Origin of the sequence: Bacillus sp. BS98 (assembly GCF_008432245.1) — a bacterium.
In the GTDB taxonomy this organism is placed as follows: domain Bacteria; phylum Bacillota; class Bacilli; order Bacillales; family Bacillaceae_G; genus Bacillus_A; species Bacillus_A toyonensis.
The window spans coordinates 1,804,008-1,819,253 of the sequence record NZ_CP043830.1; the positions used below are offsets into that span (position 1 = coordinate 1,804,008).

Consider the following 15,246-nt stretch of genomic DNA (forward strand, 5'->3'; position numbering starts at 1 on the left):
TATATTTAGAAAGGAATATAAAATGAAAAAAATCGTATCAACACTATGTATAGCTGGAGTGACTTTAACTATTTTAGGAGTATGTCCTCAAAGTAGCTATGCTCATCTCGATCAAATTGATTTAAATGAGAATGATCCTATTACTGCAAGATGGTCTGCAGAAGCTCCGTATCATTCTGATAAAAGTACACATTTATGGATTGCAAAACAAGCTATTGAAATTATGAAAACAGAATCTAATATTGAAGCAAATAAGCAGGCTGTGGACTTTTTAAATTATCCACAATATAAAGATCTATTTTCTAAAGGATTATATGATGCAGATTATAATGCAGAGTTTAACGATGGTGGTACAGGAATAGGTGGCGTTTTTAAAGGCGGATGGAAATCTCATTTTTATGATCCTGATACTAAAGAAAATTATAGAGGAGAAACAAATCCAACGGCTCTTACACAAGGTAAGAAATACTTTTATGAATCTGGAGAACATTTACGAAATAAGGACTATGAAAAAGCTTTCTATTACTTAGGAGTAGCCACGCACTACTTTACAGATACTACTCAACCTATGCATGCAGCAAATTTTACCGCAATTGATACGAGAGCTATAAAATATCATAGCTACTTTGAAAATTATGTTACAACCATTCAAAATCAATTTGCAGTCAATACTGGAGGGAATTATAACAATTCTCTATCTACACCTGAAGAATGGATTGATTATGCAGCTCGAGTAGCTAAACCTGAAATCCAAAATATTACTAATGATAAAACATTTAAATATTATAATAGTGGTAAGGCACAATTGTGGCAAGAAATGGTTACCCCAGCTGTGCAGCGGAGCTTAGGAGAAGCTCAGCGTAATACAGCAGGTTTCTTAAATCTTTGGTTTAAAACTTTTACTAAAAATGTGAAAGCTCCAAGTATAGAGACTGCATTAATCTATGATATTGAAGGAAATGTCATAGAAGCAGGGAAAAACTATTATATCGTACCAAGTGAATCTCCTTATCAAGGTCTAACTTTTGAATGGTATTTAGCAAATCGTTACGATTATGTCACACTTGCAAATAAAGAAAACAATGCTTTATTTGGTACACCTATAGAGTTTGAATTCTACAAAGAAAATGATGCAAAGCTACACCACGGAGAGAGTATATATCTTCGCATGAAGCACTCAAATTACGACCAATTCCAATATTTAAATTGGTCCAATTATTCTAGTTGGATTCACCTTGCTCAAAAATCTGATAGTTTAGCTGATTTTAAAATTAAAATTAACCTGGATAATCCTACAGAATATAATATTTTTACAGATGACTATCCATTAAATTATGAAAATATAAATGCAAAGAAAAATTGGATTGTACTAGGTGAAAAAAAACAAAAACCTAGCTCATGGAAGTTTATCCCTGTCAGATAACCTAAAAAGAAAAACACTCGTCCTTAATCAGAACGGGTGTTTTTCTTTTTAGAAATTATAACCCAGAAATTTAATGTTAAAATTTTATCGTTTTCCGAAAGAAGACTTCTTCCTCAAAAATGAGAAGGTGTGAAATACCAATTTTAGATAATCAAAAATTAGAACATATAAATGAAATAGTTTGTTTTGTAATTGCTGAAAATAAGCAAGTATACAGTTCATATCAAATACAAAGGATGTTCCAATCGTATAACTTGTTTGGGGATTTATTTCATGATTTTACATTTGTAACCATCCACGTTTTTTGAGCTCTTTATACAAATTACTCACGTGGCACCCCATTTCCTTTGCAATATCTGGATAATTCACTCCTTGATTATATAAAATTATTGCTTGTTTGCACTTTTCATCCCATTTTTCTTCTATCGTTTTTACTTTTGTCGATCTCTTTCTAAATTCTTTTTTACCCAGCGTAATAAGTTTTTTTCCTATGTCGCATTGTTCAATACAATACTGTTCTACATCCGTTTGATATTTACAATTTTTACAATATTCATCCTGCAAACGTATTATTTTTACTTTTTTCGCGACCGCTCTCATATCGTATTCACTCCGATTTGATTTATATATATCATAATTTTACGAGCGTACTCTTGCAATTTACGTTAATCTCACAATTAATTCCAGTAAAAGCTCTACCAATAGTCTTATTCCCTGTCCTTTCTTAGCAAAATTTCCTGTTGGCAAATATCATTCCACTTTAATTTCCTAAAGGGTAATTTTATTTAGAATTGTTAACTTGGAACTGATAAATATCCAAAAATGAATGCATTAATAATTCTGTATTCCTAGAAGAATGATAGTAGCCATCACTATCTTTGAAATGGAATAAATTACTAGTACAATAACTAAATGAAAGGAAAATAAATCCAAACAACAGGTTTTATTTGCTTTTGTAGGCATTCTAACAATAGGAGGTGTTTCGTCTGTTACAGGTTGCCCGCCAATCTGTAGTAAAGCTTTACTTAAATGTTTTCTCTTGAAAACTGTATTTTAAATGTACTCTATACGTAAATTGATTCATTTTTTGCATACGTATTCTTTGTTTCGTGTATCTTTTGCCTTGTCTTTAATGCTTTATATTTTCAATGATTGCTTTTTCTTTTGATTTAATAATTTCTATCTGATATATATTACTATTAACTTCCTAATATTTTTATGCTTATCTATATAATAAAAAGAATTTTAAGAATTGAGACCAGCCAATTATATATATATTTTCTCAGCCATTGTGAATGCTTCATCCCTTGCCACGGATTTTTACAATGTTATATTTTTTTTACTGTGTTTATTTTATTGTTTAGCAATAATTCTAATGAAAAAACAACAGATTGATTTACGGAATCAGTCTGTCCAAAACGAGAAAGAATTCATCCATTAAAAATAGAATCTTATATTGATAATTATATATTATGATTATCAAACTTAATTTTATTGAAAATTGAAATATTAAGTAGTATTCCTATTGCTATTAAATTAACCATTAAAGAACTTCCACCAAAACTTACAAATGGAAATGGGGTACCCGTAAGAGGAAGTATTCCCGTAATACCGCCTAAATTAACAACAGATTGCATACCAATCATACAGCCTATACCAATTGCTATAAAACTTCCAAAGGGATCTTCACATAGCTGTGCAATTTTTAGTGAGCGAAGAACTATAGCTAATACTCCGGTCATTATAATGAATACACCAATAAATCCTAATTCTTCAGAAACGATTGCCATTATAAAATCAGTATGTGGTTCTGGGAGATAACCAGTTTTTTGAATGCTATTTCCGAATCCACGTCCAATAATTCCTCCTGAGCCAATGGCAATAAAAGAATTTACAAGCTGATATCCATTCCCTTGTGCATCAACAAAGGGATTGAGAATCGTAGTAATACGTGTCTTTTGAACTTCTGACAAACTAAATTGAATCAAAAAATATAAAATAGGTAACCAAAAAATAGAACCGAGTATAGTTCTTTTAATTAATAGATTTATATTTATTCCCGAGCAAAGAAATATGCTACAACCTATACCTAATATTAAAAGAGCAGATCCTAAGTTTGGCTGTTTATAGATTAGGAAAAAAATTGTAGCTAAAAAAAATAAAAGTTTTCCGCCCCCAAACCAAGTTTGTTTAACTGGTCCTTGTCGCAATGCAAAAAAACGGGCTGTTACAAGTATTGTTCCTAATTTAAGAAATTCAGCTGGCTGTATTCCAAAGATCCAAGATTGAGCATTATTTACGACCTTTCCTTTCCATAAAACCATAATTAACAAAAAAATTCCCCCAATCATAATACAGGTTGAGACTATTCGTTTTTTCCATATTTCATATGGGAGAATAGCACAAACTATTAGCCCAATTGTTCCTAAAAATAGCTTTGTTAATTGAGAATCGACAAAGTGCCTACTGTTATAACCGTAATGTTGAACAGCTACAATGGAGCTCGCGCTATACATCATGATAATACCTAAAGTACATGTTATGAATAGAGGGAGGAGCAATAGATAATCGAGTTTTAATATTTTTTTCATTTTTATATCCTCCTGATTTACATTAACACTTAATATTACATTTGCTAATGAATAGAATCTTGTTCTCACCAATTAATAAATAGTATTTTTGTTTTGAGAGATCCTATCGCTTACACCCTGTTTTCTTACGTAAAAATCCCCCTAGTTACATACTAGGGGGATTTCAAAATGGCATGACTAAATAAAGCTTTTCTCCCCCTAGTAGAGCTTTGGCACTATACAACGTAAAGTAATGGAAATTCATTACTTAGCTATCTTAAGAAGAGCCTTAATCCGACAATTCCTGTTCTACCCATTGGCGTCTTTCGACATTTTTGGGCAATAGCCTGTGTTTGTATAGGAGCCTCACCTAACAGGTTTAGCAATATAAATTTTATGTGTTAGTTTCGTGTAGCCAGCATAAATACTTTTTTTTTGCCTGTCAAGTAACGTATTGCTAACTTTATATTCTTTATTGCTTTATAAATCTTTGAGAAATGATATGAGAAATTGTATTTAATTGTCTCATATAGATACATATTTGCGATTTGGAATGTATAATTTGATTAAGCAGTTTAACCATATAAATTTGATAAACAGTAAAGAAGATTTTAATCATAAAATAAGATTTTTTGAAGAATGTTCTTTTGAAGTACGGTATGATTAATGATGCAACTTCTGCTATAAAGTTACAAATTAATTATAAACAATACGTTTCTTATACGAAATTTCATATGTTTTATAACTTTTTTTCGAACTAATTGTATTTAAATTTTATATCTTTTAAGCAGAATTTCAAATTTGTAATAGAATCTAATTACATTTCTCTAAAAAAGAATTTTTTATGAATCAAATCGAAAGTTAGTTGACAAATATTAAATTCTGGTTTAAATTTTGAAGTAATTCAATAATCTTTGTTAGGTGAGGCTCCTGTATAGAGAAACGCTGCTGCCCAAAAATGTCGAGAGACGCCAATGGGTCAACAGGAACGGTCGGATTAAGGCCCTTTTTAATGTAGCTGGTTATAAAAACCTATGCTATACAGTGCTAAAACTCAACGAGGGAGTGGTATACGATTTGATAGAAAGACACCTCTGGGATTTTTGCAGAGCTGTCTTAATAATCATTTATTTGTATTGTAAAAAAACCTTTACTCCTTTTTGAGTAAGGTTTTTTTTGTTTAATGTTATTTATTTTTATCTTGTCTATATTCAAAAAGGAGGTAGTTCTAAATAATAAATTGATTGCAATGTAACTATTAATGCTCTAATCAAAATTTAGACAGGTAAAATAATACAAAACCACTCATGAAACTCTAGAGTCTCCCTTAGCAATATGAGGAGGAGTTAACATGAAGAAATTATTAAATGAATTACTTGTAACCCAAAATGATTTGGATGCAGATAAAGTTTTACGTCATCCGTCGTATGATGTTGCGCAAGAAATAAAACGGTTTTCAATTGAAGATCAAGTCATATTACTAGATAAGATTCCTGTATTAAAAAGCTCAAAAATTCTTCAACATTTGAGTATAGAAGAAAAATATAATATCTTAATTCACTTATCTGAAAACAAAGCTAAAAAATTACTAAATTTACAACCGATTGATGAAACAGTAGATCTACTTCTAGCGGTTCATCCGGAAAAACAAGCTCAATTAATGGCGTATCTAAATAAAATTACAAAACATAATGTAAAAAAGTTAATGGCTTTCAAACCTGAAACGGCAGGAAGTCTTGTCACAAGTGATTATGTTGCAGTTAGAGGGAATTGGTCAGTAAAAATGACATTGAAGTACATTAGGGAACATTCTGAAAATGTAGAATCAATTTCTTATATTTATGTTCTTGATAGTCATGGTTATCTTAAGGGAATCGTTTCCATACATGAATTATTACTAGCAGCAGATGAAGAGATATTATCTAATATCATGATTCGAGAGGTGATTTCAGTACCCGCTGAGGTTGATCAGCAAGAAGTTGTAAAAAAGCTACTGAATTATAATTTAGCAGCAATACCCGTAACAACAGCAAATAATGAAATGATTGGTATTATAACATTTGATGACGTAATGAATGTTATGGAAGCAGAGGCTACAGAAGATATCCAAAAGTTAGGTGGAAGTGAACCATTAAATCAATCTTACTTTGAATCTAGTATTTGGAGCATTTTCTTTAAACGCCTACCATGGTTATTGCTTCTTTTTGTTGCTGAGGCATATACAGGTACAGTACTAAAGTATTTTGAAGACGAAATTGAAACAGTAGTTGCCCTTGCTTTCTTTGTTCCATTATTAGTAGGTACTGGAGGGAATACAGGAACACAGGTTGTAGCAACAATTACTCGTGCAATCGGTATTGGAGAGGTGAAATTTAAAGACATTTTCCGTGTAATGAAAAAGGAATTTGCAATTGGTATGCTTCTCGGACTTGCACTTGGGGTAGCTGGGCTCATTCGTGCTTATATGTTAGGGGTTGGAACAGAAGTTGCACAAGTTGTAGCAATCACTTTATTATTTATTGTTATTTGGGCTTCGCTTGTCGCAGCTGTTTTACCTTTAATTTTGAGAAAATTTAAATTAGATCCTGCAGTCGTTTCTGGTCCATTTATTACAACATTTGTTGACGGAACAGGATTAGTAATATATTTCTTGGTTGCAAAAACGTTATTAAATTTGTAAATATACACTGAAATAAATACGAAATGTAGAATAAGTATTTTGCCTTGCTTGCTAAGACATAGTGGGGAACTCGGGAATAAGGAGAACAAACACTTTTGTCTTTAGGTAAATAATATTTTAAAGGATTCATTGAATGTAATTAATGCCGGAGGATAAAACTATGAAACATCTAAGAAAAATCTTCAAACGAATTTTGCTCCTTCTTTCTATTTTCATGCTTATTGGCATAGGAATATTATTTGGTACTAACTATGGCCGAGATTTTCGTGTAACAATTGCTGGGAGTATACTAACTTCTCAGCATCCACAATATGCGAAATATACATTCCTATCCCAAAAGGAACTAGATAAATTACAAGATAGAATTAATCATCCAAAATGGTTAAATAGTGATGAGAATATTTATAAAAAAATAGCAGGAAAAAGATTAGAAGAATTAAAAAATCAGCCATTAAAAATTGACGTAGAAACGATTAAAAGTAACAAAGATAGTCGCTTTCTTTTCGAAGGAAAATTAGTCACTATTAGTAACCCTTTCAATGTTAAACTTGTTAGCCATCAAGGAACACAGGGCGATAAAAGAGGAGAAAAAATTAGCGTAATGGCAAAACGTAATCATGCACTTGTTGCTGTGAATGCAAGTGGATTTGCCGATGAAACAGGAAGGGGTGGAGGAAATATTGCAACTGGAATAGTAATAGAAAATGGGAAAGCAATTGATACAAATATAGATAAAAATACCCCTACAATTATTACGGGCTTAACAAAGTTTGGACAAATGATAACAGGGAATTATTCTACCCAACAACTTTTGGATAAACAAGTCGTTTCAGCAGCAGGATTTATGCCACAGTTAATTGTTAATGGAGAAAAAATGATTACAGAAGGAGACGGTGGTTGGGGCTCTGCTCCCCGAAGTATTATGGCGCAAAAAGAAGATGGCACAATAATGTTTCTAGTGATTGACGGTAGGCAGACACATAGCATAGGAGCTACGTTAAAAGAGTGTCAAGATATTCTATATGAAAAAGGAGCAATAAATGCAATGGCTATGGATGGAGGTTCTTCTGCTACGCTATATTTAGGAGGAAAGGTTATAAATTCACCTTCTACATTATCCCATGAAGATCGTTATTTACCGAATGCTTGGATAGTAACAGCAAACCAAAAACAAGAAATAAGGGTGACAATAGATGGGGAAAAAATAGATACTAAAAAATCAGATGAATTTGATGCAAATATTTCAACTGATTTATAAATTCTTAAATAAATGAAGGTTTAATTAAAGTTTAAAAACTAACATACAAAGAGTGTAATAAAATTGAAAGTTTTATCATTTAACATTCATTAAAGAAAAGCGTATAGAGATACTCAATCATATGGAAAATCTCCAAGAAGTTAAAAGAAGGATAAATAATGTATACAGCTTACACTCATATTCAATTATATGCTTTTAATCTTATAGTATTTGCTACAGCTATGTGAAATGGACAACCTGTAAAAATAATTGTTGTGATCAGATGAGTAAAGATTAATGTGCAGAGTGAATTAGAAATCATACCTGAAGACATTTCATCAAACATCAAAGCAACACATTAGTCGCTTTGATGTTTGTAATGATAAAAGGGTGATAAAAAACATAAACAATAGGTGTATCAAGCAAAGGGATAATACACCTTAAAACTACATTGTTAAACAACATGCGTCATCGTGTAGTATATCTTATTTATCTTTAATTATTTTAGGTTCAATAGTACATCTTATAAATCGTTTTTTCTATGATTTCCTAATTTCCAACTCTCGTCTTTTTATTCAATCATAATTACTATTTTAAGGATGTTAAAGTAACTCCAATACTAAACGTAAAAGGAATAATAAAAGGCATATGGCATTTTGTGTCACTCTTTTTTACACTTCATAACAAATAAGGATAAAAGAACAAAGTAAGTTATGCTTTTAACCTTTACTGATAGGAGAAAATGTTTGTATAGACCCACATACTTATTATTTGGTAATGTATGAAAGAAATTAAAATGATGAGATATAGACTTATAACTAAACAATTGAATTAAACAATAATATTTTGAAACAAGAGTAAAGTTAAGGTGGGGATAACTATGAATGCTAACCAAAAAACGTCCTTATTGGCAGCATGGATTAGTGTAATTAGCAATATATTTCTGACTCTCATCAAAATTATAGTCGGTTTACTTTTCAAAAGTCAGGTATTATTAGCCGATGGGATTCATAATGCTGCCGATGTTGTAGCATCCGTAGCCTCATTGGGATCAATGAAAATTTCAAACCAGCCAGCTGATGAAGATCATCCTTATGGACATGGTAAAGCAGAAGTTATATCATCAGGAATTGTAGCTGTGATTTTAATTTTAGCGGCTTTATTTATGGCTTATGAATCGATAAAGTCATTATTTGAACCAGCGACAGAACCCCATATAATTGCTTTTATAGCAGCGATTATTTCATTAATATGGAAGCAAATTTTATATGTATACACAATACGAATTGGTCGAAAAACAAGAAGCAACGGGCTTATAGCAACTGCTTATGATCATCTTGCTGATGTTTATGCCTCAATTGCAGCTGTAATTGGAATTGGTATTGCTTTGATAAACAATATCTATTCCATTCCATATGCAGCTTATGGGGATCCTTTAGCCGGTATTATTGTTTCTTTTTTCGTATTAAAGTTAGCGATTAGTATGGGGAAAGAAGCAATATATATATTAATGGAAAGTGGTATTCCTACCGAGAAATGTAGTGAATATAAGAGAGTAATTCAGGCCCATCCTTTTGTAAAAAGAATTGATAGAATGCGCGCACGTGATCATGGTCACTATGTATTAATTGATATTAGAATTAGTGTTCCGGCACATTTAAGCATCCAGCAAGGACATGATATTTGTAGGGATATAAAAACCACTATTATTAATCAGAACCCAGAAATATATGAAGTACTAATTCATTTAAACCCATGGTATGAGGAGAAGTAGGTTTAGTGAATTATAGATAGATATAAGTAAGTAGTTAAACCGTCCTTTTTAGATATTGGAGAATTGGTCGACTTGTATAATGTCCATAATTAAAAAACATTTATAGTTATGAGTACAATACATCTCAACTACATTATTTATAGAAGAAAAAACGTCCTATTAAAATATAGGACGTTTTTATCTATGATTTACTAATTTCCCAACCTTCGCATGTTTTCTCTAATTCAATTACAATTACCTTTTTAGAATCTTTTTTATACAAAGCATCAACAAAATCTGAAAGATAAATATCATTGAGGGGAATGAATTAATATATGAGGGTTCATTTTCAATATTTAGCTCTCAAATGAAGCAACTTTAGTATTCACTCAAAAGTCCATTGTCTATGAAACAACTAAATTTTTAAACGGCTTTAATAGACATCTACCATTTACATAGACGGATGTCTATTGTATTTTTGGCGGCAAGATTAAATAGCTTTTTTGTTACTTTACAATAAAGTATACTTAATATTAGTAATTCATGTAATTAGGAGTGGTTTCTATATTTAGAGAAAATACAAAAAGGATACTTCTGTCATTAGTAACAAATCCAATACTAATAATTGTATACGGGATTTTTTGTTATGAGTTGGCCTTATACTGTCAGTACGGAAGAATGAATTATAATATTTACATTTTGTTATTATGTATAGTACTTTTTATATCCATAACTACATTTACTACAATGCGGGTGATAAAAAATAGAGAATATGAATCTAAAAAATTAACTAATTCAATAGCATGGAGATCCATTTCTATTATCATTATTGTTGCAATTACATCATTTTATGGGATGCAGATTTATAAAAGTGCAATAAATTACAATGGCAAATTGGCATGGTTTGTAGAAAAGTTAAAACATGAAAGGTCAGTTAAACTTAAACATAATAATATATATAAATCTGGAGTAGAAGGTATTTTTGAAGATATAAATAAAAAATATCCTTTGCCAAAGAAATTGTATATGGCAACTGATTTTGATCTTACATTTCATTCAGATGGAACAATTACAGCGTTTGATACATTTGTTTATGGGAAAAATGTTGATGGGAAAGAAGAAACTTATTTAATCTCTTATAATGAGAAGAAATCAGAAGATATTACTATAATACGAGACGGATACGCAAAGCCTGATTATAATGATGATAAATTAGTAGAACCTTTAATTAAAACGGTTAAGGCGATTCCAGTTAAGCAAACGGTCAAAAAATGGAATGAAAGTAAGTATGGGTTGATTTATTATGGAAAAAGAAATTGGGGATCCAATACAGAGGGAATTATTAATATTACTAAGGATGGTAAGGGGCAGAGTCTTAAAGAAGCAGCTTCTGATATCATTGGATATACTGTATCTATATTTGTCCCTGGAAAAGAGAAAGAGCTAGTCCCTGCTAGATATAATTTAATAAGTGACGCAAGTTGGAGTAAATCAAAGACGCCTCCAAAAGAAGATAGGCTTAAAGAGAAGGAACAACAAGATTTAAAGAATGAAAAAGAACAGTTTTTCCTATCGAAAGAAGTTGGTTATAAACTAAATATGACAGATAAAGCATTAGGGAGCGCCTTTTATTCATTAAGCAGGACTAGTGATGAAGGGAAAACATGGGAGGTTATTAATCCAGACCCATTTAATAGGGGGATTGGTAGTGTATCAGGAATCACTTTTATAAATGATAAACTTGGTTTTTTAGGAGCAGTTAGACCTTCTGGTAATGAGGGAGAGTTATATCGCACAGATGATGGGGGGGTATCTTTTAAAAAGGTAGAATATCCGCCGCATGAAGTGAAATTAGATTATACACAGTCCGCAATAAGTCCTTTTGATTCTCCTAGTATGCCATATGAGAAAGATGGGGTTTTTAATATGTTAGTTGGACAAGGGGCAGATGGAGACTACAATGGCGATAGTAGTGCACTTTATCAATCAAAAGATAACGGAGAGACATGGGAATTTGTAGAAGAAGTGAAAAAGAAATAGTCAGAATGTTCTTTTGAAAAATAAGGTAACTACTCAGCTATACATTTTATTTAGAAGTTTGGTAAGGAGTATAATTCCAGCGATGAAGATAAAAATGGACCTACACCTCGCTGCCTTTCTTTGTTTTAAAGCTTGCGCGTGGCAAGAATAGGCACTGACTGCCTCTATGCATGGCCAGTCCCTCTCGCCCATTTAAAAAGATGCTTTTCTGGCTTTTTTCATAGAGGGGCTGAGTAGTTACTAAAAGTAAATAATTTAAATCGAACCATAAGCTTGCCGGCAAATTTATGGTTCGATTTTTTTAGGGCAAAGATATCGTTCTAAACGGGTATCACCACATCGCTATCAACTTAAAAGAGTGAACACCAAAAAAATGAAAAAAGAGCTGACTTTTGATGAGTTTATTTTTGTAAATCTAAAAAATTTTAGTTTAAACTTTCTTGTTTAAATAGTTTGGAGTTTCATGTCTTTCTACAACAGATGGGGGAAGGGGTTAATCCCCATTTTCCCGAGTTTACGTTAAATTCACATTTAACGTAAACAACAATTGTAGGAATCTAAAATTTTCATTTATCTAATCTAACAAGAGACCGTTTTTATATACTAATTAAAGTAGAATTTTAACTATGTATTTTTTATATAATAAAATTAAATATGTAATGAATAATGCATGACATTTTAAACCACTACTCTAACAGAGAAAATAATGAAAGTTCAGCAAGTTTGCATTGCTGAACTTTTATTATTTATTTTTTCCTATTCTGCCTAAGCTATCTTTAATAGTTGTTTCTCCAAGCTGTGTGTATAATAAGGCCGTATCTTGGCTAGTATGCCCAAGTTGTTGCATCACTTGTAACGAATTTTTTTCTTCCATATATAATTTATTTGCCAATGTGTGTCTTAATTTATGAGGATACATTTTTTTCTATATTCCTTAGTATATTTTTCTACTATATCTTGGATAGCCCTAACGGAAAGAGGCTGTGCAGTATGTTTATACTTTGATAAAAACACATTTTTTAATTCTTTTCCTGGAACATATTTGTTATCTCTAATTTCCATATACTTTTCAAGGGCATTTAATGCAATTGGGGTAATCCATACAGAGTCTTCTTTGTTTCCTTTTCGTATTACATCAATTAGCCTTTCTTTTAAGTTTATATCTTCCATACGAAGATCGACCAATTCACTTACACGAATACCACTACCAAGAAAAAAGGAAAGGATTGCTACATCACGATGTTCATCTCTTAGGAAATAGAATAACTGATGTTTTGTTAAAGATTTTTCATGCTCATACTTAACATAATTCAAAAATACTTAATCGTCATCATGATGAAATGTCTTATTTTTAGCGTGAAAGCTGTTATGAAAAATAATACATATAGATGATAAGGAATAATGTTAGAACATGTATAGGTAAGATATTGAATATTAAATAGTAATATGTATTTAAATTTATTTTTTGGAATAAAGAAACTTTTGTGCGCTGTCAAATTCCTATCAAATTAATACAACTAAATGTTATTAAAATAAAAAATAATCAATTATAAAAGTGATTTTGAACGTAAGGAATTTGTAAGGAAGAGGTAAGAAAAAAGAGATTTTCATTGTGTATGATTAAAATATAAAGAAGAGTGAGAGGAGAAAGACCATATATTTATATAGGGAAACAAATCAATTAATAAGACTTGTATGGAGGAAACGAGACATTACAAAAGTTAACATACATCTCAAACAAAGGATAGACTATTTTTTAGGTCAGAAAGCCGTTTGTAGAATAACGGATATAAGAGTGATTACAAATACAATGTCGTCCTTTTGCAGTTGGTTAAGAAGAAAGCTGTGTGATTAGTTCCAAACAGAAAATAAACATTTATACAATATGAATAGGGGAGAGGAATATTTTGATGAAAAAGCATCGTCAAATTACATTTACAGGTTTAGCCCTTTTAATAACTGGAGGTTCCCTGTTTTATACAATTCCAACCTCAAGTGTAAAAGCGGAGCTCACTCAAAATCTATCTAGTTCGTTACCAACAAGCAACCAAAGAGATCGAAATTCCGTCAAAGAGGCAATGCGGGATACATTGAAACTTGGATATCCAGGGATACTTGCTAAAACTTCTGAGGGCGGAAAAACATGGAGTTATGCAGCTGGGGTAGCGGATCTAAGTACCAAGAAACCAATGAAAACAGATTTTCGATTTCGAATTGGCAGCGTGACAAAGACGTTCACTGCAACAGCTATACTTCAATTAGCGGGAGAAAACCGCTTGAATCTAGACGATTCCATTGAAAAATGGTTGCCTGGTGTCATTCAAGGAAATGGATATGATGATAAACAGATTACTATCCGGCAATTATTGAACCACACAAGTGGTATTGCTAATTACACAACGTCAAAGGATTTTAATATGATGGATACAAAAAAATCTTATACTGCTGAAGAATTAGTAAAGATGGGAATATCCATGCCTCCAGATTTTGCTCCAGGAAAGAGCTGGTCGTATTCAAATACAGGATACGTATTACTAGGGATTATTATTGAAAAAGTAACTGGGAACAGCTATGCGGAAGAAATTGAAAATCGAATTATTGAACCACTTGAATTATCGAATACATTCTTACCCGGAAATTCAAGCGTTATTCCAGGAACCAAGCATGCCCGTGGATATATCCAATTAGACGGAGCAAGTGAGCCAAAAGATGTTACTTATTATAACCCAAGTATGGGGAGCTCGGCCGGAGATATGATTTCTACAGCTGATGATTTAAACAAATTCTTCACTTATTTACTTGGGGGCAAATTACTGAAAGAACAGCAACTAAAGCAAATGCTTACAACAGTCCCTACAGGAACAGATGAACTTGGCGATTCCGGGCTTGGAATTTTCAAAATGAAGCTTTCAAACGGTGTATCGATATGGGGGCATGGAGGAAGCATTCCTGGATTTTTAACTTTTGCTGGGGGCACACTTGGAGGCAAGCATACATTGGCCATCAATTTGAACAGCCTTAAAGCTGATAGTCCTGACCCTTTTAAAAATATTTTGTTTGCTGAATTTAGCAAGTAGATAAAAAGGAAAACGGATAAATTTTGTCATAGTTTTTATAGTTGAAAATATACTTTTCTGGTTCAAAAAACAATTTTTATGAAAAATATTTTGGGGTAAAGCAAGTTCTTAATTTGATGGACATTTGGTGGTACCCCATCGCTATCAAGCTAAGAAAACAAATTAACCCCAAAACAAAAAACCTTCACATTATATGTGATAGAAAAGGATAGATAAAGGCATTTTAGCCTTATCTATCCTTTTCTCTAATACAAATGATTACGTTTATTATTCAAAAGTAGGAATTTTTATTTTTATAAATCATAAAAATTTTAATTTGGATGCCGGTTTACCTGTATACCTTTGGTCGGCTACATGTGATTCAGCTTGGTCCTTCCATGCCACTCAAAAATCCAGTCAAAAAAAGAGGGAGAAGGCATTTTTTATTGAAGTTTGTTAATAGTAGCTTTTTAATTTGTTAGGGGGG

8 protein-coding genes, 2 pseudogenes and 2 riboswitches are annotated in these 15,246 nt (G+C 31.7%); of the genes and pseudogenes, 7 read left to right on the top strand and 3 right to left on the bottom strand.

The window, feature by feature from the left end:
- Nucleotides 1-22 precede the first annotated feature (22 nt).
- Nucleotides 23-1,423 carry a zinc dependent phospholipase C family protein gene (locus F0362_RS09500; RefSeq protein ID WP_149889745.1) on the top strand — a complete coding sequence of 467 codons (1,401 nt, stop codon included), beginning with the start codon at nt 23-25 and terminating at the stop codon, nt 1,421-1,423.
- A 279-nt stretch (nt 1,424-1,702) separates the two neighbouring features.
- On the opposite strand, the gene F0362_RS09510 is transcribed toward F0362_RS09500, so the two are convergent.
- On the bottom strand, nt 1,703-2,023 hold the full coding sequence (locus F0362_RS09510; RefSeq protein WP_001202918.1) for a helix-turn-helix domain-containing protein: 321 nt from the start codon (nt 2,021-2,023) through the stop codon (nt 1,703-1,705).
- 361 nt (nt 2,024-2,384) lie between these two features.
- Here F0362_RS09510 and F0362_RS30880 point away from each other — a divergent pair.
- Nucleotides 2,385-2,567, top strand: a pseudogene (locus F0362_RS30880) (ISNCY family transposase); the annotation flags it as partial.
- A gap of 319 nt (nt 2,568-2,886) precedes the next feature.
- Here F0362_RS30880 and F0362_RS09515 read toward each other — a convergent pair.
- Nucleotides 2,887-4,014, bottom strand: coding sequence for an FtsW/RodA/SpoVE family cell cycle protein (locus F0362_RS09515; RefSeq protein WP_000722112.1), 1,128 nt, complete (start codon nt 4,012-4,014; stop codon nt 2,887-2,889).
- A gap of 187 nt (nt 4,015-4,201) precedes the next feature.
- A riboswitch (M-box (ykoK) riboswitch) is annotated at nt 4,202-4,378 on the bottom strand.
- 521 nt (nt 4,379-4,899) lie between these two features.
- A riboswitch (M-box (ykoK) riboswitch) is annotated at nt 4,900-5,067 on the top strand.
- A 277-nt stretch (nt 5,068-5,344) separates the two neighbouring features.
- On the opposite strand from F0362_RS09515, the gene mgtE reads away from it, so the two are divergent.
- The 4 genes from mgtE (at nt 5,345) to F0362_RS09540 (ending at nt 11,703) form a co-directional block, all read left to right on the top strand.
- Nucleotides 5,345-6,673 (top strand): magnesium transporter, encoded by a 1,329-nt coding sequence (gene mgtE, locus F0362_RS09520; protein ID WP_000735192.1) that lies wholly within the window; start codon nt 5,345-5,347, stop codon nt 6,671-6,673.
- Nucleotides 6,674-6,833: 160 nt separating this feature from the next.
- A complete protein-coding gene (locus tag F0362_RS09525) occupies nt 6,834-7,931 on the top strand; it encodes a phosphodiester glycosidase family protein (RefSeq protein ID WP_000681828.1) in 1,098 nt (365 codons plus the stop codon).
- Nucleotides 7,932-8,790: 859 nt separating this feature from the next.
- Nucleotides 8,791-9,684, top strand: coding sequence for a cation diffusion facilitator family transporter (locus F0362_RS09530; RefSeq protein WP_149889746.1), 894 nt, complete (start codon nt 8,791-8,793; stop codon nt 9,682-9,684).
- A 534-nt stretch (nt 9,685-10,218) separates the two neighbouring features.
- The gene (locus F0362_RS09540) at nt 10,219-11,703 is read left to right on the top strand and encodes a WD40/YVTN/BNR-like repeat-containing protein (protein WP_079519242.1); all 1,485 of its coding nucleotides are present in this window, start codon (nt 10,219-10,221) and stop codon (nt 11,701-11,703) included.
- 742 nt (nt 11,704-12,445) lie between these two features.
- Here the strand turns inward: F0362_RS09540 and F0362_RS09545 are convergent.
- Nucleotides 12,446-13,056 (bottom strand): annotated as a pseudogene (locus F0362_RS09545) (tyrosine-type recombinase/integrase); the annotation flags it as partial.
- A gap of 557 nt (nt 13,057-13,613) precedes the next feature.
- Here F0362_RS09545 and F0362_RS09550 point away from each other — a divergent pair.
- Nucleotides 13,614-14,780, top strand: coding sequence for a serine hydrolase domain-containing protein (locus tag F0362_RS09550; protein ID WP_098063778.1), 1,167 nt, complete (start codon nt 13,614-13,616; stop codon nt 14,778-14,780).
- Nucleotides 14,781-15,246 lie beyond the last annotated feature (466 nt).

What these genes read in the sequence shown, in the direction of transcription:
- F0362_RS09500 (WP_149889745.1), top strand. Translation starts at nt 23, where the DNA reads ATGAAAAAAATCGTATCAACACTATGTATAGCTGGAGTGACTTTAACT.
- F0362_RS09510 (WP_001202918.1), bottom strand. Translation starts at nt 2,023, where the DNA reads ATGAGAGCGGTCGCGAAAAAAGTAAAAATAATACGTTTGCAGGATGAA.
- F0362_RS09515 (WP_000722112.1), bottom strand. Translation starts at nt 4,014, where the DNA reads ATGAAAAAAATATTAAAACTCGATTATCTATTGCTCCTCCCTCTATTC.
- mgtE (WP_000735192.1), top strand. Translation starts at nt 5,345, where the DNA reads ATGAAGAAATTATTAAATGAATTACTTGTAACCCAAAATGATTTGGAT.
- F0362_RS09525 (WP_000681828.1), top strand. Translation starts at nt 6,834, where the DNA reads ATGAAACATCTAAGAAAAATCTTCAAACGAATTTTGCTCCTTCTTTCT.
- F0362_RS09530 (WP_149889746.1), top strand. Translation starts at nt 8,791, where the DNA reads ATGAATGCTAACCAAAAAACGTCCTTATTGGCAGCATGGATTAGTGTA.
- F0362_RS09550 (WP_098063778.1), top strand. Translation starts at nt 13,614, where the DNA reads ATGAAAAAGCATCGTCAAATTACATTTACAGGTTTAGCCCTTTTAATA.